The 22,047-nt window shown below is 62.5% G+C and carries 17 protein-coding genes and 1 pseudogene; 12 read left to right on the forward strand and 6 right to left on the reverse strand.

The features are described from left to right. The first annotated feature begins 1 nt into the window (after position 1). From murD to lpxC, 9 genes are all read left to right on the forward strand, one after another. Complete coding sequence (gene murD / locus AC07OJ_RS24090; protein ID WP_495095321.1) at positions 2–1,348, forward strand: UDP-N-acetylmuramoyl-L-alanine--D-glutamate ligase; 1,347 nt, start codon at positions 2–4, stop codon at positions 1,346–1,348. Continuing rightward, complete coding sequence (gene ftsW, locus AC07OJ_RS24095) at positions 1,345–2,562, forward strand: putative lipid II flippase FtsW (protein WP_065900821.1); 1,218 nt, start codon at positions 1,345–1,347, stop codon at positions 2,560–2,562. The genes murD and ftsW overlap by 4 nt, the downstream gene beginning before the upstream one ends. Beyond that, entirely contained in the window at positions 2,552–3,622 is a 1,071-nt protein-coding gene (gene murG / locus AC07OJ_RS24100) for an undecaprenyldiphospho-muramoylpentapeptide beta-N-acetylglucosaminyltransferase (protein ID WP_495004964.1), read from the forward strand. Before ftsW ends, murG begins: the two co-directional genes overlap by 11 nt. Beyond that, on the forward strand, positions 3,615–5,060 hold the full coding sequence (gene murC, locus AC07OJ_RS24105) for a UDP-N-acetylmuramate--L-alanine ligase (protein ID WP_065900827.1): 1,446 nt from the start codon (positions 3,615–3,617) through the stop codon (positions 5,058–5,060). Before murG ends, murC begins: the two co-directional genes overlap by 8 nt. Next, positions 5,057–6,013, forward strand: coding sequence for a D-alanine--D-alanine ligase (locus AC07OJ_RS24110; RefSeq protein ID WP_213550537.1), 957 nt, complete (start codon positions 5,057–5,059; stop codon positions 6,011–6,013). The genes murC and AC07OJ_RS24110 overlap by 4 nt, the downstream gene beginning before the upstream one ends. Before the next feature lie 4 nt (positions 6,014–6,017). Continuing rightward, entirely contained in the window at positions 6,018–6,887 is an 870-nt protein-coding gene (locus AC07OJ_RS24115; RefSeq protein ID WP_003171882.1) for a cell division protein FtsQ/DivIB, read from the forward strand. A gap of 15 nt (positions 6,888–6,902) precedes the next feature. Then, on the forward strand, positions 6,903–8,165 hold the full coding sequence (gene ftsA / locus AC07OJ_RS24120) for a cell division protein FtsA (protein ID WP_025855584.1): 1,263 nt from the start codon (positions 6,903–6,905) through the stop codon (positions 8,163–8,165). Positions 8,166–8,300: 135 nt separating this feature from the next. Continuing rightward, positions 8,301–9,497, forward strand: coding sequence for a cell division protein FtsZ (gene ftsZ, locus AC07OJ_RS24125; RefSeq protein ID WP_065900833.1), 1,197 nt, complete (start codon positions 8,301–8,303; stop codon positions 9,495–9,497). A 112-nt stretch (positions 9,498–9,609) separates the two neighbouring features. Then, positions 9,610–10,521 (forward strand): UDP-3-O-acyl-N-acetylglucosamine deacetylase, encoded by a 912-nt coding sequence (gene lpxC / locus AC07OJ_RS24130; RefSeq protein WP_065900836.1) that lies wholly within the window; start codon positions 9,610–9,612, stop codon positions 10,519–10,521. 117 nt (positions 10,522–10,638) lie between these two features. Here lpxC and AC07OJ_RS24135 read toward each other — a convergent pair whose 3' ends face one another. The 6 genes from AC07OJ_RS24135 to AC07OJ_RS24160 all read right to left on the reverse strand — a co-directional run bounded on the left by AC07OJ_RS24135 (position 10,639) and on the right by AC07OJ_RS24160 (position 20,230). Continuing rightward, complete coding sequence (locus AC07OJ_RS24135) at positions 10,639–12,129, reverse strand: diguanylate cyclase (protein ID WP_495095322.1); 1,491 nt, start codon at positions 12,127–12,129, stop codon at positions 10,639–10,641. A gap of 187 nt (positions 12,130–12,316) precedes the next feature. Then, positions 12,317–13,639 (reverse strand): OprD family porin, encoded by a 1,323-nt coding sequence (locus AC07OJ_RS24140; RefSeq protein ID WP_495095323.1) that lies wholly within the window; start codon positions 13,637–13,639, stop codon positions 12,317–12,319. A gap of 269 nt (positions 13,640–13,908) precedes the next feature. Next, positions 13,909–15,273, reverse strand: a complete 1,365-nt coding sequence (locus AC07OJ_RS24145; protein ID WP_065900842.1) for a heavy metal sensor histidine kinase — start codon at positions 15,271–15,273, stop codon at positions 13,909–13,911. Beyond that, positions 15,263–15,940, reverse strand: coding sequence for a heavy metal response regulator transcription factor (locus AC07OJ_RS24150; protein ID WP_065900845.1), 678 nt, complete (start codon positions 15,938–15,940; stop codon positions 15,263–15,265). Before AC07OJ_RS24150 ends, AC07OJ_RS24145 begins: the two co-directional genes overlap by 11 nt. A 31-nt stretch (positions 15,941–15,971) precedes the next feature. Next, a complete protein-coding gene (locus AC07OJ_RS24155) occupies positions 15,972–19,067 on the reverse strand; it encodes a multidrug efflux RND transporter permease subunit (protein WP_120447647.1) in 3,096 nt (1,031 codons plus the stop codon). After that, positions 19,064–20,230: an efflux RND transporter periplasmic adaptor subunit gene (locus AC07OJ_RS24160; protein WP_262135566.1), complete on the reverse strand. Its 1,167-nt coding sequence runs from the start codon at positions 20,228–20,230 to the stop codon at positions 19,064–19,066. The genes AC07OJ_RS24155 and AC07OJ_RS24160 overlap by 4 nt, the downstream gene beginning before the upstream one ends. Before the next feature lie 214 nt (positions 20,231–20,444). On the opposite strand from AC07OJ_RS24160, the gene AC07OJ_RS24165 reads away from it, so the two are divergent. From AC07OJ_RS24165 to AC07OJ_RS24175, 3 genes and pseudogenes are all read left to right on the forward strand, one after another. After that, complete coding sequence (locus AC07OJ_RS24165) at positions 20,445–20,678, forward strand: hypothetical protein (protein ID WP_201143552.1); 234 nt, start codon at positions 20,445–20,447, stop codon at positions 20,676–20,678. 170 nt (positions 20,679–20,848) lie between these two features. Beyond that, the gene (locus AC07OJ_RS24170; protein WP_495095324.1) at positions 20,849–21,619 is read left to right on the forward strand and encodes a transporter substrate-binding domain-containing protein; all 771 of its coding nucleotides are present in this window, start codon (positions 20,849–20,851) and stop codon (positions 21,617–21,619) included. A 107-nt stretch (positions 21,620–21,726) separates the two neighbouring features. Then, positions 21,727–22,008: pseudogene (locus AC07OJ_RS24175) on the forward strand (PAS domain-containing protein); the annotation flags it as partial. Positions 22,009–22,047 lie beyond the last annotated feature (39 nt).

Consider the following 22,047-nt stretch of genomic DNA (forward strand, 5'->3'; position numbering starts at 1 on the left):
AGTGTCCCTGATCGCTTCAGACCACTTCCGCATCGTTGTCGGCCTCGGCAAGAGCGGCATGTCCCTGGTTCGCTTCCTGGCGAACCGGGGCACGTCGTTTGCCGTGGCCGATACGCGGGAAAATCCACCGGAGCTGGTCACGCTGCGCCGTGACTACCCGCACGTGGAAGTGCGTTGTGGCGAGCTGGATGTCGAGTTTCTGTGCCGCGCCGATGAGCTCTACGTGAGCCCTGGCCTGGCCCTGGCGACACCGGCCCTGCAAGCTGCAGCGGCGCGTGGCGTGAAGCTGTCCGGCGACATCGACCTGTTCGCGCGTAACGCGAAGGCGCCGATCGTGGCCATCAGCGGTTCCAACGCCAAGAGCACCGTGACCACCCTGGTCGGCGAGATGGCGGCTGCGGCCGGCAAGCGCGTCGCCGTCGGTGGCAACCTCGGCACCCCGGCACTCGATTTGCTCAGCGACGACGTCGAGCTGTACGTGATGGAACTGTCGAGCTTCCAGCTGGAAACCACCCACGACCTCGGCGCCGAAGTGGCCACCGTGCTGAACGTGAGTGAAGACCACATGGACCGCTACAGCGGGCTGCCGGCCTATCACCTGGCCAAGCACCGGATCTTCCGTGGCGCCCGGCAAGTGGTGGTCAATCGCCAGGATGCCCTGAGCCGTCCGCTGATGGGCGAGGGCCTGCCCTGCTGGACCTTCGGCCTGAGCAAACCTGATTTCAAGGCATTCGGCATTCGTGAAGAGAACGGCGAGAAATACCTGGCCTTCGAATTCCAGAACCTGATGCCGGTGCGCGAGCTGAAAATCCGTGGCGCGCATAACCAGTCCAACGCCCTCGCGGCATTGGCGCTCGGGCATGCCGTCGGCTTGCCATTCGACGCGATGCTGGCGAGCCTGCGCAGCTTTGGCGGCCTCGAGCATCGCTGCCAGTGGGTACGCGATCTGGATGGCGTCAGCTACTACAACGATTCCAAGGCCACCAACGTCGGTGCGGCCCTGGCAGCCATCGAAGGCCTCGGCGCCGATATCGAAGGCAAGCTGGTGCTGATTGCCGGTGGCGACGGCAAGGGCGCCGACTTCAAGGACCTCAAAGGCCCGGTGGCCGAGCATTGCCGCGCCGTGCTGCTGATGGGCCGCGATGCCGACCTGATCGCCGCTGCCCTGGGCGATGCCGTGCCGCAAGTGCGCGCGACTTCGCTGGACGACGCCATCGCCCACTGCAAGGCCCTGGCCCAGCCGGGTGACGCCGTGTTGCTGTCGCCGGCGTGCGCCAGTTTCGACATGTTCAAGAACTACGAAGAGCGCGGCCTGCTGTTCGCTCGCGCCGTGGAGGCCTTGGCATGAATTTGCGCAATATCATCAAGCCCTATCCGTCGCCGATCATTACCGGGCGCGGTATCGACCTGGATTTCCCGATGCTCGCCGGTTGCCTGGCGCTGCTCGGCCTGGGCCTGGTGATGATCACTTCGGCGTCTTCCGAAGTGGCTGCCGTGCAGTCGGGCAACACCCTGTACATGATGATTCGTCACCTGGTGTACCTGGTGATCGGCCTCGGCGCGTGCATCGTGACCATGATGATCCCCATCGCCACCTGGCAGCGCCTGGGCTGGCTGATGCTGATCGGGGCGTTCGGCTTGCTGATCATGGTGATCCTGCCCGGCATCGGCCGCGAGGTGAACGGTTCGATGCGCTGGATCGGCTTCGGCGCCTTCAACGTGCAACCCTCGGAAATCGCCAAGGTGTTCGTGGTGATCTACCTCGCCGGTTACCTGGTGCGGCGCCAGAAAGAAGTGCGCGAAAGCTGGATGGGCTTCTTCAAGCCGTTCATCGTGTTGCTGCCAATGGCCGGCCTGTTGCTGATGGAACCCGACTTCGGGGCCACCGTGGTGATGATGGGCGCGGCGGCGGCGATGCTGTTCCTTGGCGGCGTGGGCCTGTTCCGCTTCACCCTGATGGTGCTGCTGGCCGTGGCTGCCGTGACCATCCTGGTGCAGGCGCAACCCTACCGGATGGCGCGCCTGATCACCTTTACCGACCCGTGGTCCGATCAATTCGGCTCCGGCTACCAGCTGACCCAGGCGCTGATCGCCTTCGGTCGCGGCGAGTGGCTGGGCGTGGGCCTGGGTAACAGCGTGCAGAAGCAGTTCTACCTGCCGGAAGCGCACACCGACTTCGTGTTCTCGGTACTCGCCGAAGAGCTCGGCGTGGTTGGCTCGCTGTGCACCGTCGCGCTGTTCGTGTTCGTGTGTGTACGCGGCATGTACATCGGCTTGTGGGCCGAGAAGGCCAAACAGTATTTCGCCGCTTATGTGGCGTACGGCTTGTCGTTCCTGTGGATCGGCCAGTTCCTGATCAACATCGGCGTGAACGTCGGCCTGCTGCCGACCAAGGGCCTGACCTTGCCGTTCCTCAGTTACGGCGGCAGTTCGTTGGTGATTTGCTGCGCGTGCCTGGGCCTGTTGCTGCGCATCGAGTGGGAGAGTCGAACCCACTTGGGCAGCGAAGAGATGGAATTCAGCGAAAGCGATTTTGCCGAGGAGCCATCCCATGGGCGCTAACGTGCTGATCATGGCGGGCGGCACCGGGGGCCATGTGTTCCCGGCCCTGGCCTGCGCGCGGGAGTTCCAGAACCGTGGCTACACCGTGCACTGGCTGGGAACACCGCGCGGCATCGAAAACGAACTGGTACCGAATGCCGGCTTGCCGCTGCACTTGATCAACGTCACCGGGCTGCGTGGCAAGGGCAAGCTGTCCCTGCTCAAGGCGCCGTTCGTGTTGCTCAAGGCGGTGTGGCAGGCGCGCAAGGTCATTCGCGAATTGAAGCCGGTGTGTGTGCTCGGTTTTGGCGGTTATGTGACCGGTCCTGGTGGTGTCGCGGCGAAGCTCGCCGGTGTGCCGGTAATCGTGCATGAACAGAACGCCGTCGCCGGTACCGCCAACCGTTTGCTGGTGCCCCTGGCGGCGCGGGTCTGCGAGGCATTCCCCAACACCTTCAGCGCCGCGGACAAGCGCCGCACTACCGGCAACCCGGTGCGCACCGAATTGTTCATGGATATCGCCCGCGAGCCCCTGGTCGGGCGCAAGGCGCACCTGCTGATCCTGGGCGGAAGCCTGGGGGCCGAGCCGCTGAACAAATTACTGCCCGAAGCACTCGCGCAACTGCCTGTGGACCTGCGCCCGGAGATCTTCCACCAGGCCGGCAAGAACCACGATGAAGTCACCGCCACGCGCTATCGCGAGGCCGGTGTCGAGGCGAATGTGCAGCCCTTCATCAAAGACATGGCCCATGCCTATGGCTGGGCCGACCTGGTGGTCTGTCGCGCTGGTGCGCTGACCGTCAGTGAACTGGCCGCCGCCGGTCTGCCGTCCTTGCTGGTGCCTTTGCCCCATGCAATCGACGATCACCAGACCCGCAACGCCGAATATTTGGCCGGGGAGGGCGCTGCCTTCCTGCTGCCGCAAAGAACGACTGGCGCCGCCGATTTGGCCGCACGCCTGACCGAGGTTTTGATGCAACCGGAACGACTCAACAGCATGGCGAGCACCGCAAGCCGCCTGGCCAAACCTGACGCAACCCGCACCGTGGTCGATATCTGCCTGGAGGTGGCCCATGGTTGAGAATCAGAAAGCCATGCCACAACCCGAGATGCGTCGCATCCGTCGCATCCACTTCGTCGGTATCGGCGGCGTGGGCATGTGCGGGATTGCCGAAGTATTGCTGAACCTGGGTTACCAGGTGTCCGGCTCCGACTTGAAAGAGTCGCCGGTCACGGATCGCCTGAAGTCCTTTGGCGCGCAGATCTATATCGGTCACCGTGCCGAGAACGCCGCCGAGGCCGACGTACTGGTGGTTTCCAGCGCCGTGAACACCTCCAACCCGGAAGTGGCCACTGCCCTTGAACGCCGTATCCCGGTGGTGCCACGCGCCGAGATGCTCGCCGAGCTGATGCGCTACCGCCACGGCATCGCCGTCGCCGGTACCCATGGCAAAACCACCACCACCAGCCTGATCGCCTCGGTGTTCGCCGCCGGTGGCCTGGACCCGACCTTCGTGATCGGTGGCCGCCTGAATGCAGCGGGTACCAATGCCCAGCTCGGCACCAGCCGCTACCTGATCGCCGAAGCCGATGAAAGCGACGCCAGCTTCCTGCACCTGCAGCCGCTGGTCGCTGTTGTCACCAACATCGACGAAGATCACATGGCCACCTACGATGGCGACTTCAACAAGTTGAAGAAAACCTTCGTCGAGTTCCTGCACAACCTGCCGTTCTACGGTCTGGCGGTGGTGTGCCTGGACGACCCGGTGGTGCGCGAAATCCTGCCCTTGGTCAAGCGTCCGACCGTGACCTACGGCTTCAGCGAAGACGCTGACGTGCGTGCGATCAATGTGCGCCAGGAAGGCATGCAGACCTTCTTCACCGTGCTGCGCCCTGACCGCGAGCCGCTGGATGTCTCGGTGAACATGCCGGGCAACCACAACGTCCTGAACTCCCTGGCGACCATCTGCATCGCCTCCGATGAAGGCGTCAGCGATGAAGCCATCGTCGAAGGCCTGTCGCGCTTTGCCGGTGTCGGCCGGCGCTTCCAGGTCTACGGCCAGTTGCCGGTAGAAGGCGGCGACGTGATGCTGGTGGACGACTACGGTCACCACCCGACCGAAGTCGCTGCCGTGATCAAGGCCGTGCGCGGCGGCTGGCCGGAGCGCCGCCTGGTGATGGTCTACCAGCCGCACCGCTACAGCCGCACCCGCGACCTGTACGACGACTTTGTAAATGTATTGGCCGATGCCAACGTGCTGCTGCTGATGGAAGTCTACCCGGCCGGTGAAGAGCCGATCCCGGGCGCCGACAGCCGCAAGCTGTGCAACAGCATCCGCCAGCGCGGCCAGTTGGACCCGATCTACATCGAGCGTGGCGTGGACCTGGCACCGATCGTCAAGCCGCTGTTGCGCGCCGGTGACATCCTGCTGTGCCAGGGTGCCGGTGATATCGGCGGCCTTGCCCCTAAATTGCTTGCGAGCCCATTGTTCGCGGCCGTACAGGGGAAGTCGAAATGACCACCAACTACGACGCCCTGTTTTCCACCTTCGCGCCCGCCGACTTCGGCCGCGTGGCGGTGCTGTTCGGCGGCAAGAGCGCCGAGCGTGAAGTCTCGCTCAAGTCCGGCAATGCCGTGCTTGAAGCCCTGCAAAGCGCCGGCGTGAATGCGTTCGGTATCGACGTGGGCGATGACTTCCTCGCGCGCCTGCAGGCCGAGAAGATCGACCGTGCATTCATCATCCTGCACGGCCGTGGCGGCGAAGACGGCAGCATGCAGGGTCTGCTGGAGTGCGCCGGCATCCCTTACACCGGCAGCGGCATCCTCGCCTCGGCACTGGCGATGGACAAGTTGCGCACCAAGCAGGTGTGGCACAGCCTGGGTATTCCAACCCCGCGCCACAGTGTGCTGTGCAGCGAAGACGATTGTATTTCTGCGGCCAAGGAACTGGGCCTGCCTTTGATCGTCAAACCAGCCCATGAAGGCTCCAGTATCGGCATGGCCAAAGTGAACTCGGCCGCCGAATTGATCGACGCATGGAAAGCGGCAAGTACCTACGATTCGCAAGTGTTGGTGGAACAGTGGATCCAGGGTCCCGAGTACACCATCGCCACCCTGCGTGGCCAGGTATTGCCGCCTATCGCATTGGGCACGCCCCACACCTTTTACGACTACGACGCCAAGTACGTGGCTTCCGATACCCAGTACCGGATCCCCTGCGGCCTCGACGCAACCAAGGAAAAACAATTGATGGACCTCACGGCGAAAGCCTGTGAGGCGCTGGGTATCGCCGGTTGGGCGCGGGCAGACGTGATGCAGGATGAGCAAGGGAATTTCTGGTTCCTGGAAGTCAACACCGCACCGGGTATGACCGATCACAGCCTGGTACCTATGGCCGCTCGCGCAGCCGGTCTGGATTTCCAGCAGTTGGTGCTGGCGATTCTTGCCGCAAGCATTGAGCCACGAGGCTAAGGACATGAAAGGCGCATCGCTTCGTCATCAGCCCCCACAAGCACCGAGCCGCAAGCCGGTGCCCCGGGGTGCCAGCCGAATGGTGGCTAAAGAGCCGATGTCGGCGCGCCTGCCGAAAGCCAATTTTGGTTTCCTCAAGGCGCTGTTCTGGCCGGTGCTGCTGGTGGTCCTGGGCTTTGGCACTTACGAGGGCGCGCAGCGTCTATTGCCGTATGCCGATCGTCCCATCACCAAGATCAGTGTGCAGGGCGACTTGAGCTACATCAGCCAGCAAGCGGTGCAGCAGCGTATCGGGCCGTACCTGGCGGCGAGCTTCTTCACCATCGACCTGGCCGGTATGCGCTCGGAGCTGGAGCAGATGCCGTGGATCGCCCACGCCGAAGTCCGCCGTGTCTGGCCGGACCAGGTGACGATCCGCCTGGAAGAACAACTGCCGGTGGCCCGCTGGGGCGACGAGGCGCTGTTGAACAACCAGGGCCAGGCGTTCACCCCGCGTGAGCTGGCCAACTACGAGCACCTGCCGCAGCTGTTCGGGCCGCAGCGGGCGCAGCAGCAAGTGATGCAGCAGTACCAGGCCTTGAGCCAGATGCTGCGGCCACTGGGCTTCTCCATTGCACGCCTGGAATTGCGTGAGCGGGGCAGCTGGTTTTTGACAACCGGGGCAGGCAGTTCCGGCCCGGGCATCCAGTTGTTGCTGGGACGCGACCGCTTGGTGGAAAAGATGCGCCGCTTCATTGCCATCTATGACAAGACCTTGAAAGAACAGATTACGAACATTGCGAGCGTCGACCTGCGTTACGCCAACGGCCTTGCCGTCGGCTGGCGTGAACCGGCTGCGCCCACGGCAGCGCAACCCGCTGTCGCGAAGAATTAAGAAGAGGCAGGACCCATGGCAAACGTGCAAAGCGGCAAAATGATCGTCGGTCTCGATATCGGCACCTCCAAGGTGGTGGCGCTGGTGGGCGAGGTCGGGGAAGACGGCACGATCGAAATCGTCGGTATTGGCACGCATCCGTCCCGGGGCCTGAAAAAGGGCGTGGTGGTGAACATCGAGTCCACCGTGCAATCGATCCAGCGCGCGATTGAAGAAGCGCAGCTGATGGCCGGTTGCCGGATCCACTCGGCGTTCGTCGGCGTAGCCGGCAACCACATCCGCAGCCTGAACTCCCACGGCATCGTGGCGATCCGCGACCGCGAAGTCAGCTCGGCTGACCTCGAGCGTGTGCTCGACGCTGCCCAGGCCGTGGCAATCCCGGCTGACCAGCGCGTCCTGCACACCCTGCCGCAGGACTACGTGATCGATAACCAGGAAGGCGTGCGCGAACCCCTGGGCATGTCGGGCGTGCGCCTGGAAGCCAAGGTCCACGTGGTGACCTGCGCCGTCAACGCCGCACAGAACATTGAAAAATGCGTGCGTCGCTGCGGCCTGGAAATCGACGACATCATTCTTGAGCAACTGGCGTCGGCCTACTCGGTACTGACCGACGACGAAAAAGAACTGGGCGTATGCCTGGTGGACATCGGCGGCGGCACCACCGACATCGCGATCTTCACCGAGGGTGCGATCCGTCACACCGCCGTGATCCCGATTGCGGGCGACCAGGTCACCAACGACATCGCCATGGCGCTGCGTACGCCGACCCAGTACGCCGAAGAAATCAAGATCCGCTACGCCTGCGCCCTGGCCAAGCTGGCCGGTGCCGGTGAGACCATCAAGGTGCCAAGCGTGGGCGACCGTCCACCGCGCGAGCTGTCGCGCCAGGCCCTGGCCGAAGTGGTCGAGCCGCGCTACGACGAGCTGTTCACCTTGATCCAGGCTGAACTGCGTCGCAGCGGCTACGAAGATTTGATCCCGGCCGGCATTGTGCTGACCGGTGGCACCTCGAAGATGGAAGGCGCGGTCGAACTGGCCGAGGAAATCTTCCACATGCCGGTGCGCCTGGGCGTTCCCCATGGCGTGAAAGGCCTGGGCGACGTGGTGCGCAACCCGATTTATTCGACTGGCGTGGGCTTGCTGTTGTACGGGCTGCAGAAGCAGACCGATGGCATTTCCCTGTCGGGCCCGAGCAACCGTGACAGCTACCGCAGTGACGACGAGGCGAAAGCGCCGTTGTTCGAGCGTCTGCAGGCATGGGTCAAGGGCAACTTCTAAAGAAGCTGCGGCGAGCGCCAAGCCGCAAGCTTCAAGAGTATGGCGTTCCGAGCTTGCAGCTTATGGCTTGAAGCTTGGAACTCCTGCAGCAGTAGGCGTAGGCGAAAAAACTAGAGAAATGAAAGGAGAGGGAACATGTTCGAACTCGTAGACAACATCCCCGCAAGCCCGGTCATCAAAGTGATCGGTGTCGGCGGTGGCGGCGGCAACGCTGTCAACCATATGGTCAAGAGCAACATTGAAGGCGTTGAGTTCATCTGCGCCAACACTGATGCCCAGGCGCTGAAAAGCATCGGCGCGCGGACCATCCTGCAATTGGGCACTGCCGTGACCAAGGGCCTCGGCGCTGGCGCCAACCCGGAAGTTGGCCGTCAAGCCGCACTCGAAGACCGCGAGCGTATCGCTGAAGTGCTGCAAGGCACCAACATGGTGTTCATCACCACCGGCATGGGCGGCGGTACCGGTACCGGTGCGGCGCCTATCATTGCTGAAGTGGCCAAGGAAATGGGGATCCTGACGGTTGCCGTCGTGACCCGTCCGTTCCCGTTCGAAGGCCGCAAGCGCATGCAGATCGCCGACGAAGGCATCCGTCTGCTGTCTGAAAGCGTCGACTCGTTGATCACCATCCCCAACGAGAAGCTGCTGACCATCCTGGGCAAGGACGCAAGCCTGCTGTCCGCGTTCGCCAAGGCTGACGATGTACTGGCCGGTGCCGTTCGCGGTATCTCCGACATCATCAAGCGTCCAGGCATGATCAACGTCGACTTTGCCGACGTACGTACTGTCATGAGCGAAATGGGCATGGCGATGATGGGCACTGGCTGCGCCAGCGGTCCGAACCGTGCACGCGAGGCCACCGAAGCGGCCATTCGCAACCCGTTGCTGGAAGACGTGAACCTTCAAGGCGCACGCGGCATCCTGGTGAACATCACCGCCGGTCCTGACCTGTCCCTGGGTGAGTACTCCGACGTGGGTAGCATCATCGAAGCCTTCGCTTCCGAGCACGCGATGGTCAAGGTCGGTACCGTGATCGATCCGGACATGCGCGACGAACTGCACGTGACCGTGGTTGCTACCGGCCTGGGCGCGAAAATCGAGAAGCCTGTGAAGGTCATCGACAACACGCTCCACAACAGCCAGGCCAGCCAGCAAGCTGCCGCTCCAGCACCTGCGCGTCAGGAACTGCCGTCGGTCAACTACCGTGACCTGGATCGTCCGACCGTGATGCGCAACCAGGCCCAGGCCGGTGCTGCGGCGTCTCGTAGCCCGAATCCGCAAGATGATCTGGACTACCTGGACATCCCGGCATTCCTGCGTCGTCAGGCCGATTAATGGAATGTATCAGGGCTATGAAGGTGATTGGTGTTCAGCAAAGGTCTGGTCTGCTATTATCGCCAGCCTTTGTTGATACCAGTTCGCAATTTGCGCTGAAGCGGTCCAAGCCATGATTAAACAACGCACTCTGAAGAATATTATTCGTGCCACAGGTGTAGGTCTGCACTCCGGGGAGAAGGTATACCTGACCCTCAAGCCTGCACCTGTCGACACCGGCATCGTGTTTGTGCGTGCCGACCTGGACCCTGCGGTGCAGATTCCTGCTCGCGCGGAAAACGTTGGCGAAACCACTATGTCGACCACATTGGTCAACGGTGACGTCAAAGTGGACACGGTGGAGCACTTGCTCTCGGCCATGGCTGGCCTGGGCATCGATAACGCCTACGTCGAGCTCTCCGCGTCCGAAGTCCCGATCATGGATGGCAGCGCTGGACCCTTCGTATTCTTGATTCAATCTGCCGGCCTGGAAGAACAGGACGCAGCCAAGAAGTTCATTCGCATTCTGCGGGAAGTGACAGTAGAAGACGGCGACAAGCGCGCCACCTTCGTCCCGTTCGAAGGCTTTAAAGTGAGCTTTGAGATCGATTTCGATCACCCGGTATTCCGTGACCGCACCCAAAGTGCAAGCGTGGATTTTTCCAGCACTTCGTTCGTAAAAGAAGTCAGCCGCGCCCGTACCTTTGGTTTCATGAGTGACATCGAGTACCTGCGCAAGCACAACCTCGCACTCGGCGGCAGCGTTGAAAACGCCATTGTGGTCGACGCGGATGGTGTACTGAACGAAGACGGCCTTCGCTATGAAGACGAATTCGTGAAGCACAAGATCCTCGATGCAATCGGTGACCTCTACCTGCTGGGCAATAGCCTGATAGGCGAGTTCAAAGGCTTCAAGTCGGGCCACGCCCTTAACAACCAGCTGCTGCGCAAGTTGATTGAGCAGACAGACGCTTGGGAAGTCGTGACCTTCGAAGATGCCAGCACCGCACCGATCTCTTACATGCGTCCCGTCGCGGCGGTGTAAGTAACAACTCTCTTTCTTTAGTTTTGAAAGGCTGCCTTCGGGTGGCCTTTTTTTATGCTTGATGGGTTTGCAGTGGGAGTAAGCAAGCGCCCTCATCCCAGCAAACCTGCTCCCACCCTAGATCTGTCCAGCATCCACGATCCGGTTGCGCCCGCTGTGCTTGGCGTCATACAACGCCTGGTCAGCCTTGAGCAGCAACGCCTCAAGCGTCATACGGCTGCGTTTGTCCCAGGTGCTCATGCCGATGCTCACCGTAATCGGCCGGTCGGCACCGTTCACCCGGGGCAAATGTTCGACGCTGCTGCGGATGTGCTCGGCAATGACCCAGGCGCCCTTGGCATCGGTATGGGGCAGGATTACCGCGAACTCTTCGCCGCCATACCGCGCGGCGAGGTCGGCCGGGCGGCGGATGTTGTCGCCGATCACCTGGGCGACCGTGCGCAATGCCGCGTCGCCGCCATGATGGCCATGGCGGTCATTGAAGGCCTTGAAGTGGTCCACATCAATCATCAGCAGCGTCAACGGCTCCGTCGAGCGTTGGGCGCGATCCCACTCCAGGCGCAGGCGCTGGTCGAGAATGCGACGATTGGCCAGGCCGGTGAGCGGGTCGGTGGCTGCCAGTTCTGACAGCACCTGCTCGGCGTGATGGCGGCGGCGCAGTTCACTGCAGAGCATCCAGGTCAGCCACAGCAGGCCCATGCACAGAATGCCCGTCGCGATGCTGACCAGCCACGCCGCGCGGCGCCAGGGAGCGAAAATCTCGTCACTGGACAGCGCCACCACGACGATCAGCGGCAAGTTGCCCACAGTCGAAAAACTGTACAGCCGCGGCTGGTTATCGACGCTGGAGATGCTGCTGAAACTGCCATCGCGCTCGCGCAGCATGCGCGCCACGTTCGGGCGTTGGCTCAGGTCCTTGCCCACCATATCCAGTTCCAGCATGGGTTCCTGCGCCAGCAGGATGCCCTGGTGATTGATCAGGTTGATGGTGCTGTCACTGCCGATATTCAGGCTGCTGAACAGTTGGTGAAAGTACGACAGGCGCATGGAGGCCACTGCTACGCCGAGGAAGCGCCCGTCTGCCGACGAGACGCGCCGACTGAATGCAATGCGCCACTGGTCGTCGCACACGCAGCGGGCCAGGAACGGACGGCTGATATACAGGCCCACATCCGGGTTGGTGCGGTGTACCTGGAAATAGTCACGATCGGCGAAGTTGCCGGTCTTGGGGGTCAGCAACGAGGAGTCGGCAAGCACCTCGCCCTCGGGGTCGAGGAGCAGGATATCGCCTTTGTAGGGTGCGGCGGCGGAGCGGTCGAACAGCACCAGGTGCCGGATGCTCGCGGAAACGCCCAGCAGGTCATTGCGTTCAGTGGCGGTGATCAGGCCCTTGATGGACATGTCGTAGAGCTCGACGTTGCGCAACACATCGGCGTCGATCAGCTGTGTGATGTTGTTGGCCGTGCGTTTGGCGCTCTGCAAGGTATTGGCGTGTTCACGAATCAATAACGCGGTCACCACCGCGACGATCATCAGGACCGTGAGAGTGCTGCCCAGTATCAGCAAGCGTTCCGGGCGGCGGGTAGGGCGGGCGAGGCTTGGGCTCATCGGGCGTACTTCTGCTTCGAGGATGCCAATAGCGTAGTAGCAACTCTGGAATATGGCGCCCGGCAAAACGGTGCGAGGGGGCTTGCTCGCCAATGCGATGCGTCAGTAACCGCTGGGTTGGCTGCTACACCGCATTCGCGAGCGAATCCGCGCCCATCCTGGTTCTGCCTGGGCGACAGGGTGCGTGTCAGAACACGTTGATCGGGTAGTCGATGATCACGCGGTATTCATCCACATCGCGGTCCACCGCCGAGTAGCCGTTGCTGCCGCGATTGGCCGCCCACTGCAGGCGCACCGCCAGGTCTTTGGCCTTGCCGCCCTGCACGACGTATTTGAGGTCGATATCGCGTTCCCAGTGCTTGGCGTCCTTGCCGTCGGCGCTGTACCAGGCGCTGTAGCCACGGCTTTGCGGGTCGACTGTGGTGAGGTCGGTCCTGCCGCTGATGTAGGACACGGCCGAGGTCAGGCCGGGCAGGCCCAGGCCGCCGAAGTTATAGGCGTACTTGAGTTTCCACGAACGCTCATTGGGGCCGTTGAAGTCGGAGTATTGCTGGGAGTTGTCCAGGTACACGCTGTCGCCCTGGGCAATGTAGTCGAACGGGGTATTGCCGTTGACCCGCTGGTACGCGGCAGTGACGCTGTGATGGCCGACGTCGACGGTGAAGTGCAGGCTGTAGGTGTTGTTGTCGATGTTGCCCAGCAGCGCCTGCCCGGTGTCCTGGGTGTGGTAGTAGTGCAGGCCGGGGTTGAGGCTGACCATTTCGTTGACCACATAGGTGTAGTCGAGGTCGTAGTAGTACTGGTGCCACACGTCCTTGAGTTCGGAGGCGTAGAGGTTGCTGGTCAGCCCGTCGATGCCGCTGAACGACACGCCGGCCCAATTCATGTGCTGGCTGTCCGTGTTGTTGGGCAGCGCGCCATAGCTGGTGCCAATACGCCGGTGGCCGCTCTGGTTGTAGAGCTTGGTAAAGCTGGCCTGGCCGCCCTCGAACATCCAGCCGTCGACGCTGTGGTTGGTCAGGCTCACGCCGCGGAAGGTCTGCGGCAGCATGCGGGTCATGCCGCCGGCGATCACCGGGTTGTTCAGGAACAGGTCGCCGGCCTTCAACTCGGTGTCGAAGGCGCGCATTTTCAGGGTGCCACCTGCGGTGGAGAACGAGCCCGGCGCCTTGCCGTTGCCACTGCCGTACGGAAGGATGCTGGAGCCATCGGTGCCGCCTCCGCCGTCGAGCTTGAGGCCGAGCATGGCGTGGGCGTCCAGGCCGAAGCCGACGGTGCCCTGGGTGTAGCCGGATTCGAAGGTGCCGATAAAACCCTGGCCCCATTCCTTGCTGTCATCGGTGTGGATATCGCGACGGTCGCGGTTCATGTAGTAGTTGCGGGTGTTGATGTTGAGGTGCGAGCCTTCGACGAAACCGTCGGTGGGGGTGGTGTCTGCCGCGTGGGCAAGGGGGACGATCGTTGCTGCAATCGCGAGGAATAACGGGGTGAACGTCAGCGAGTTCTTCACCGGTGGAGCTCCTTTGGTCAATCGAAAACGGCCAATGTCGTGGGAGTGTGCCTGGCCTTTTGTTACCGCAAAAAAAAGCCGCTGAAGTCAGCGGCTTTAAGACAGATTCCCAGTGTAGAGCCCTGGAAATAAGTCGAGGGAAATTCGGGTAAGCGGGTCAGCTGTCTATGCCGTCGCGCTCATCGATGCGTCAAATTAACGCAGGTGAGCGGTGGGATACAGAGTGTAACAAGATAATGACTGTTGCCCAAATCGCAACAGTTCGGCCGTCAGACGGGCAGGGTAATGCCAAAGGTATTGCCGCCGCCGGCACTGCGCACAAACACATCGCCGCCGTGCATCAACGCGATGGCCTTGACGATGGCCAACCCCAACCCATGATTCGCCCCACTGTTGCTGCGTGACGCATCCACCCGATAAAAGCGTTCGAACAGCCGGGGCAGGTGTTCGCTGGCAATCTCATCGCCAGGGTTGGTCACCCCGATCGCCACCTGATGCCCCTGCACCTCGATGCTCACCTCGATAACCTGCCCCGGCGCCGTGTGTTGCACCGCATTGCTCAGCAGGTTGATCAGCGCGCGGCGCAGGTGGGCTTTTTCGATCTGCACCAGGGCGTCGCCGCGCACGCGCACCTGGACCTGGGCGTCTTCGAGGATGAAGTCCAGGTAGTCGAGGGTGGTCGCCACTTCGTCGGCCAGGGAACTTTCGATCAGCTTGGTGGCCTTGCTGCCCTGGTCGGCGCTGGCGAGGAACAGCATGTCGTTGATGATCGAACGCAGGCGCTCGAGTTCCTCAAGGTTGGATTGCAGCACTTCGAAATAATGCTCGGCCGAACGCCCGCGCGTCAGGGCGACCTGGGTCTGGCCGATCAGGTTGGTCAGCGGTGAGCGCAGTTCATGGGCCACGTCGGCGTTGAACGACTCCAGGCGTGAGTAGGCCTGCTCCACTCGGTCGAGCGTTGAGTTGAACGAGTTGACGAACTGGCTCAGTTCCGGCGGCAGCGGCGACAGCTGCAGGCGCCCGGAAAGTTTCGGCGGCGCGAGTTTCTGTGCCTCATCCGACAGCGTGATCAGCGGCTTGAGGCCGATACGCGAGACCCAGAAGCCCAGCAGCGAAGCCATCACCACCCCGACGAATGCGAGGCCGATCAGGGCCATCAGCAACTGGTGCTGGGTAGCCCGAAAGTTCTCTGTATCTATGGCGATCATGAAGCGCAGCGGCGGGCGCTGGTCCTTGGCCGCAAATTGGCTGACCAACACCTTGAACGGGTATTCACGCCCCGGCAGGCGCAGGTCGCGCTTGCCCGTTGGCCCGGCGGCAAAGGCGCGAATCTGCGCGTCGGGGTTGCCGTATTCATAGGCCGGGTCGCTGCTGACCACCCAGAAGCGGATGCGCTTGTCTTCCTCGCCCAACAGCTTGAGCTTGGCCTGGATCTTCACCCAGTGGTCCGGCGTGCCAAAGCGGTTCACCGAGGATTCGAGCACGCTGTAGCGCGCGTCCAACTCTGCCCCCGGCAACAAGCCAAGGCCGCGGTCAACCTGCTGGTACAACGCGCCGCCGATCAACAGGAAGATCAGCAGCGCCACCAGGGTGAACATGCCGCTCAGGCGCAGGGCGATGGAGTTAGCCGACACTGCGGTTCTCCAGCACATAACCCATGCCGCGAATGGTGTGCAGCAGTTTGGTGTCGAACGGTCCATCGAGCTTGGCGCGCAGGCGCTTGATCGCGACTTCGACCACGTTGGCGTCGCTGTCGAAATTGATGTCCCAGACCATCTCCGCGATGGCGGTCTTGGACAGGATTTCACCCTGGCGCCGCGCGAGTACGCTGAGCAGCGAGAACTCCTTGGCGGTCAGGTCCAGGCGCAGGCCGTTGCGGCTGGCCTTGCGGCTGATCAGGTCGATCCACAGGTCGGCGACCGTGACCTGCACCGGTTCGTGGCCGCCGCTGCGGCGGGTCAACGCCTGCAGGCGCGCCACCAGTTCGAGGAACGAGAACGGCTTGCCGAGGTAATCATCGGCCCCTTCGCGCAGGCCGCGAATGCGATCTTCCACGCGCTCACGGGCGGTCAGCATGATCACCGGGGTCTGCTTGCGCGCCCGCAAGGCACGCAACACGCCAAAGCCGTCGAGGCCGGGCAGCATCACGTCGAGCACGATCACCGCGTAGTCGTTCTCCAGCGCCAGGTGCAACCCCTCGACGCCTTCGCGGGCCACATCGACGGTGTAGCCTTGTTCTGTCAGGCCGCGGTGCAGGTAGTCCGCGGTTTTTTCTTCGTCTTCAATAATCAGGACGCGCATGAGCCTTTTGCTCCAGGGCGGGGCCTCAGCCTCATTGTGTGGTCGCCAACGCGGGCGTTGGTTTGGGCCGGTGGAAAAACTTCTCGAGGTACAAGTATATGACCGGTGTAGTGAACAACGTCAGCGCCTGGCTCACCAGCAGCCCGCCGACCACCGCAATGCCCAGCGGCTGGCGCATTTCCGCGCCTGGGCCGGCGCCGAGCATCAACGGCACCGCGCCGAGCAGGGCGGCGAGGGTGGTCATGATGATCGGCCGGAACCGCGTGACACAGGCTTCGTAGATCGCATCCTCCGGCGACAGGCCCCTGACGCGCTGGGCCTCCAGAGCGAAGTCGATCATCAGGATGCCGTTCTTCTTCACGATCCCGATCAGCAGCACCAGGCCGATCAGCGCCATGATCGAAAAGTCCTGGCCCATCAGTGACAGCATGATCAGCGCACCCAGGCCTGCCGAGGGCAGGGTGGAAATGATCGTCAGCGGGTGGACAAAACTTTCATACAGCACGCCGAGGATGATGTAGACCGCCACCAGCGCCGCGAGGATCAGCCACGGCTGGCTGGCCAGCGAGCTCTGGAACGCCTGCGCCGCGCCCTGGAAGTTGCCGATGATGGTGGTCGGCATGCCGATTTCATTCTTTGCCTGGTTGAGCATGATCACCGCGTCGCCCAACGCCACGCCGGGCGCGAGGTTGAACGACAGGTTGGCGGCCGGGAACATGCCGTCATGGCTGATGGACAACGGCCCGACGGTCGGCGGGTCGACCTTGGCCAGTGCCGACAGCGGCACCATTTCGTTGGTCAGCGGTGAGCGCAGGTAGAAATAATTCAGGCTCTCGGCCTTGCCGCGTTGCTTCGTGTCGAGTTCCAGCACCACCTGGTACTGGTTGATCTCGGTCTGGAATTCGTTGATCTGGCGCTGGCCGAACGCGTCATACAGCGCCTGGTCGACGTCGGTGGCGGTCAGGCCGAAACGTGCGGCGGCCTGACGGTCGATGCTGATGTGGGTAATGCTGCCGCCCAGTTGCAGGTCGTTGGAGAGGTCACGAAAGGCCGGGTTGGCGCGCAGTTTCTCCGTCAGGCGCTGGGTCCAGGTGTTGAGCGTCGGGCCGTCGTTGCTCTTGAGCACGTACTGATACTGGGCGCGGCTGGGACCGGAACTGAGGTTGATGTCCTGGCCGGCGCGCAGGTACAGCACGATGCCCGGCACCTTGGCCAGTTTCGGCCGGATGCGGTCGATGAACTGGCTGGCGGAGACATCGCGGTCGCCGCGGTCTTTCAGGGCAATCCAGAAGCGGCCGTTGGCGATGGTCTGGTTGCTGCCGGTCACACCCACCGAATGGGAGAACGCTTCCACAGCCGGATCGTCCTTGACGATCTCGGCCAGGGCCTTGTGCTTGGCGACCATGTCCGGGTACGACACGTCCGCCGCCGCCTCGCTGGTGCCGAGCACAAAACCGGTGTCTTGTACCGGGAAGAAACCCTTGGGGATAAACACGTAGCCGACCACGGCGAGGGCCAGGGTCACGATGAAAATCGCCGCCATGGTGCGCTGGTGCGCGAGGGCCCGGCGCAAATTGCGTGCATAGCCCGCGAGCAGGCGTTCGCTGAAACCGGGTTTGTCGTGGGCATGATGGGTGGGCGCGCGCATGAACAGCGCGGCCAGGGTCGGCGCCAGGGTCAGCGACACCACCACCGAAATCAGGATGGTCGAGGTAGCCGTCAGCGCGAACTCCTTGAACAGCCGCCCGACCACGCCGCCCATGAACAGCAGCGGAATAAATGCGGCCACCAGCGAGAAACTGATGGAGACCACGGTGAAGCCGATCTCGCCGGCGCCCTTGATCGCCGCCTCGCGCTTGTCGAGCCCTGCTTCGAGGTGGCGGTGAATGTTTTCCACCACCACGATCGCATCGTCCACCACGAACCCCACGGCGATCACGATCGCCACCAGGGTCAGGTTGTTCAGGCTGAAGCCCATCAGGTACATCAACGCAAAACTGGCGACCAGCGACACGCCGAGCACGCTGGACACAATCAGCGTCGCCGACAACTGGCGCAGGAACAGCGCCATCACCGCCACCACCAGCAGGATGGCAATCAGCAGGGTCACTTCGACTTCATGCAGGGACGCGCGGATGGTCTTGGTGCGGTCGGTCAGCACGCTGACCTGCACCGACGCCGGCAGCATGGCTTGCAGGCGCGGCAGTTCGGACTGGATGCGGTCCACCGTCTCGACAATGTTGGCGCCGGGTTGGCGCGAAATCACCAGGTTGACGCCGGGGGTATCGCCGGACCAGGCCTGCACGTAGGCGTTTTCCGAACCGTTGATGACTTTGGCGATATCACGCAACTGAACCGGTGCACCGTCCTTGTAGGACACGATCAATTGCGCGTAGTCATTGGGGTGGAACAACTGGTCATTGGTCGACAGGGTCGACACGCTGTTCTCGCCGTAGATCGCACCCTTGGCCAGGTTGAGGCTCGATTGCTGGATGGCCAGGCGGATATCGGCCAGGGTCAGGCCGATGGCCGCGAGCTTGTCGGGGGAGGCCTGTACGCGAATCGCCGGACGTTGCTGGCCGGTGATGTTGATCTGGCCGACACCATCGATCTGGCTGATCTGCCGGGCCAGCAGGGTTTCCACGTAGTCGCTCAGCTCGGTGCTGGGCATGCTGTTGGAGCTGACGCTGAGGATCAGCACCGGGCTGTCCGCCGGGTTGACCTTTTTCCAGGTCGGCAGGCTCGGCATGTCGCTGGGCAACTTGCCGGACGCGGTGTTGATCGCCGCCTGGACTTCCTGTGCAGCCGTGTCGATGCTCTTGTTCAGGGTGAATTGCAGGGTCAGCAGGCTTGAGCCCAAGGCGCTGCTGGAGGTCATCTGGGTCATGCCGGGGATGGCACTGAATTGCACCTCCAGGGGCGTGGCCACGGATGAAGCCATGGTGTCCGGGCTGGCGCCGGGTAGGGTGGCGGTCACCTGGATCGTCGGAAATTCCGCTTCCGGCAGTGGGGCGATGGCCAGGCGCGGGAAGGCAATCATCCCGAGCAGCACCAGGGCGAAGGTCAGCAGCAGGGTGGCGACCGGGTGGTCGACGCACCAGGCCGATGGCGAACGGCTGCCACTCATGGCTGCACCTTGGCGTCGACGGTCTGGATCACTTGCGGTGGCTCCTTGAGCACCTCCACCTGGGCGCCGGCCTTGAGCCGCGACTGGCCGTCACTGACCAGCACATCGCCGGCCTGCACCCCCTTGATGATGTTCACGTCGCTGTCCTGGTACGTCACCTGCACCGGCACCACGTCGACCTTGTCCCCGTTGATCCGGTACACGAAGTGCGAATCCAGGCCGCGTTGCACCACCGTCGGCGGTACCACCAGGGCGTTTTTGTCGAGGGCGGTCTGGATCTTGATCGTGACCAGTTGCCCCGGCCACAGGCGCTGCGAGGCGTTGTTGAACTCGGCCTTGGCACGCAGGGTGCCGGTGGTCGAGCTGATCTGGTTGTCGATCAGGCTCAAGTGGCCTTCACCCAGCAGGTCGCCGGTCTGGCCGTCGGTGTCGGCGCCCATGTAGGCGTCGACGCTGGCCCTGGTCGGTGCCGCGATCAAGCCTTGCAGGGTCGGCAGCATTTGTTGCGGCAGGGAGAACTCGACGGCAATCGGGTCGATCTGGGTCACTGTGAACAGGCCCTGGGTGTCGCTCATGCGCAGGAAGTTGCCTTCGTCCACGGTACGAATACCCACGCGGCCAGTGACCGGCGAGCGAATCTGGGTGTAGGAAAGCTGTACCTGGGCCGAATCGATGGCGGCCTGGTTGCCTTGGGCGGTGGCCTTGAGCTGGTTGACCAGTGCTTGCTGCTGATCATAGGTTTGCTTGGAGACGCCGTCGTCGACGCTCAATTCCTTGTAGCGCTTGAGGTTGACCTGCGCCACTTGCAACTGCGCCTGGCTCTCGCCCAGCTGTGCCTTGGCTTGCTCCAGGCTGGCGCGGATCGAGCGGTCATCGATGGTTGCAAGCAAGTCCCCAGCCTTGACCAGTTGGCCTTCCTTGACCAGCAATTTGGTGAGAATGCCGTCCACTTGCGGGCGGATCACCACACTGTGCAACGACAACACCGAGCCAATCCCGCTGACAAACCGTGGAATATCCTGCTGCACCACGCTCACCACCCGCACCGGAATCGCAGTCGGCGCTGCCAGTCTGGTCTTGGCCGGGCGCGTCAGGGCCCAGGCGGCAACGGCCAGCACTACGAGGACACCCACGATCAGGGCGGTTTTTCGTTGTATTTGCATGGAGGTGAGGCGCCAGGGCAAAGGAGTGGGAGACTAAGGGCCTTTATAGCCTGCGAACCCGGTCAGCAAGGTGACTGCTAACTGACAGCGCTGTCAGTAAGCGCAGACCATTCGTACAGGCGGTGGTTAAAGATCCGAGGCGGGCAGGTATACTGCGCGCCAGCGAGGCCCGCAAGCCGGCCTCGCGTCATTTTTTGCACGTTCCGGAGCTTCCATGACTTCCCCGACACAACCCACTGTTGAAGCGACCGACCTGGTCGATCCGGCCAGCGCCGAAGGCGTTGAAAAAGCCGAGATCCCGGCGTTCAAGTTTCCGTTCAAGCCGGGTGAACTGGCCGGGGCCAAGCAAGCCGCCCAGCCCTGGTACAAGAACGGCGCCAAGAACGGCCACACCAAGTCCCCAGGCATGGCCCCGCCGGGAACGCGTCGCTCCATGGGTAAACGTTAAGATTAACTAGCTGCAACATTTGGCGGAAGCTGCCTACAGCTTTCGCGGATGTTTCTGCTTGTGGGGCAGCAACCATTTCTTGAAAGCTTCCACAGCCTCTGCTCCGCCCCGTCGGTATTTCCCGGGACGGAGTGTGTCGAGGCTGGTCTTTCCGGAAAAGGACGCTTCCCGTGGCCCTGATACACATATGTGTAATGCTTGTCCTGTTGTGCGCGGCTGAAGCCGTCGCCGCTGGTGATCCCCCTCGGCAGGAAATCCGCTTCGCGGTTGCCGCGCAATTCCCCCCCTTCCAGAGCCGTGATGCGCAAGGTCAGTTGGTCGGCCTGAATATCGACCTGGGTAATGCCCTCTGCCAGCAACTGAATGTGCGCTGTACCTGGGTTGACCAGGTGGTCGTCGAAGACTTTCCTGCCCTTGAGGCCCGGCAATTCGATGCAATCATGGGCATGGCACCGACTTCGCTGCGCCGCCGTCGGGCGGGCTTCACCGACACCCTTTATCCCTTCACGACACGGCTGGTAGCACGCCGGACCTCTGGCCTGCTGCCGCGCGTCAAGTCGCTCAAGGGCAAGCGCATCGGCGTTTTGCTCGGCAGCAATCGTGAAGCCTTTGTGCGCTCGAAGTGGGCGCCCAGGGGCGTGATCATCAAGAGCTTCTGGCTCAATGATGAACTGGTGCGCAGCCTGGTGGCCGGTGATATCGATGCGACCCTGCAGGGCACCGTGGAAATCCGCCAGGCCCTGCTCGACACCGATGATGGCCAGGACTTCGACTTCCTCGGCCCGCCTGTCTCGGCCGCGCTGTTGGGCGACGGCGTGGCGATTGCGGTGCGCAAGACCGATACGGCGTTGCTCAATGACCTCAATCGCGCCCTCGAAGAGTTGATGCAAAACGGTGAGTACCGGCGAATCCTAGCGCCCTACCGCCTGGAAACTCCGTGATGGCTAATTAATTGCGCAGAACATGAGCTGGATCAGTATTTGCCCCATGGGTGCGCTTAGAGTCGACGCCCTGCCGACTCCTCCAATAATCACGAGCGCGCTTCTCCATGAAGATCAATCTGCCGGTCACCGGTCGGAATGTGGACTTTGCCCCCGACGCCAACATCCTCTCGACCACTGACCTGACCAGCGCGATTACCTACGCCAACCAGGATTTCATCGACATCAGCGGCTACCACCGTGACGAGTTACTGGGAATGGCCCACAACGTCCTGCGCCATCCTGACATGCCGTCCGAGGCCTTTGCCCATATGTGGCAGACCTTGAAACGCGGCCGGTCGTGGATGGGCATGGTGAAGAACCGCTGCAAGAATGGCGACCATTATTGGGTCAGCGCGTATGCGACGCCGGTGACCCGCGACGGGGCG

The organism is Pseudomonas sp. GW821-FHT09C08 (genome assembly GCF_059418125.1).

Bases quoted from the DNA above. Each gene is read 5' to 3' on its own strand.
- AC07OJ_RS24160 (WP_262135566.1), bottom strand. From the start codon at position 20,230: ATGCAAATACAACGAAAAACCGCCCTGATCGTGGGTGTCCTCGTAGTG.
- AC07OJ_RS24165 (WP_201143552.1), top strand. From the start codon at position 20,445: ATGACTTCCCCGACACAACCCACTGTTGAAGCGACCGACCTGGTCGAT.
- AC07OJ_RS24135 (WP_495095322.1), bottom strand. From the start codon at position 12,129: ATGAGCCCAAGCCTCGCCCGCCCTACCCGCCGCCCGGAACGCTTGCTG.
- ftsZ (WP_065900833.1), top strand. From the start codon at position 8,301: ATGTTCGAACTCGTAGACAACATCCCCGCAAGCCCGGTCATCAAAGTG.
- lpxC (WP_065900836.1), top strand. From the start codon at position 9,610: ATGATTAAACAACGCACTCTGAAGAATATTATTCGTGCCACAGGTGTA.
- AC07OJ_RS24150 (WP_065900845.1), bottom strand. From the start codon at position 15,940: ATGCGCGTCCTGATTATTGAAGACGAAGAAAAAACCGCGGACTACCTG.
- murG (WP_495004964.1), top strand. From the start codon at position 2,552: ATGGGCGCTAACGTGCTGATCATGGCGGGCGGCACCGGGGGCCATGTG.
- AC07OJ_RS24155 (WP_120447647.1), bottom strand. From the start codon at position 19,067: ATGAGTGGCAGCCGTTCGCCATCGGCCTGGTGCGTCGACCACCCGGTC.
- ftsW (WP_065900821.1), top strand. From the start codon at position 1,345: ATGAATTTGCGCAATATCATCAAGCCCTATCCGTCGCCGATCATTACC.
- AC07OJ_RS24110 (WP_213550537.1), top strand. From the start codon at position 5,057: ATGACCACCAACTACGACGCCCTGTTTTCCACCTTCGCGCCCGCCGAC.
- ftsA (WP_025855584.1), top strand. From the start codon at position 6,903: ATGGCAAACGTGCAAAGCGGCAAAATGATCGTCGGTCTCGATATCGGC.
- AC07OJ_RS24115 (WP_003171882.1), top strand. From the start codon at position 6,018: ATGAAAGGCGCATCGCTTCGTCATCAGCCCCCACAAGCACCGAGCCGC.
- murC (WP_065900827.1), top strand. From the start codon at position 3,615: ATGGTTGAGAATCAGAAAGCCATGCCACAACCCGAGATGCGTCGCATC.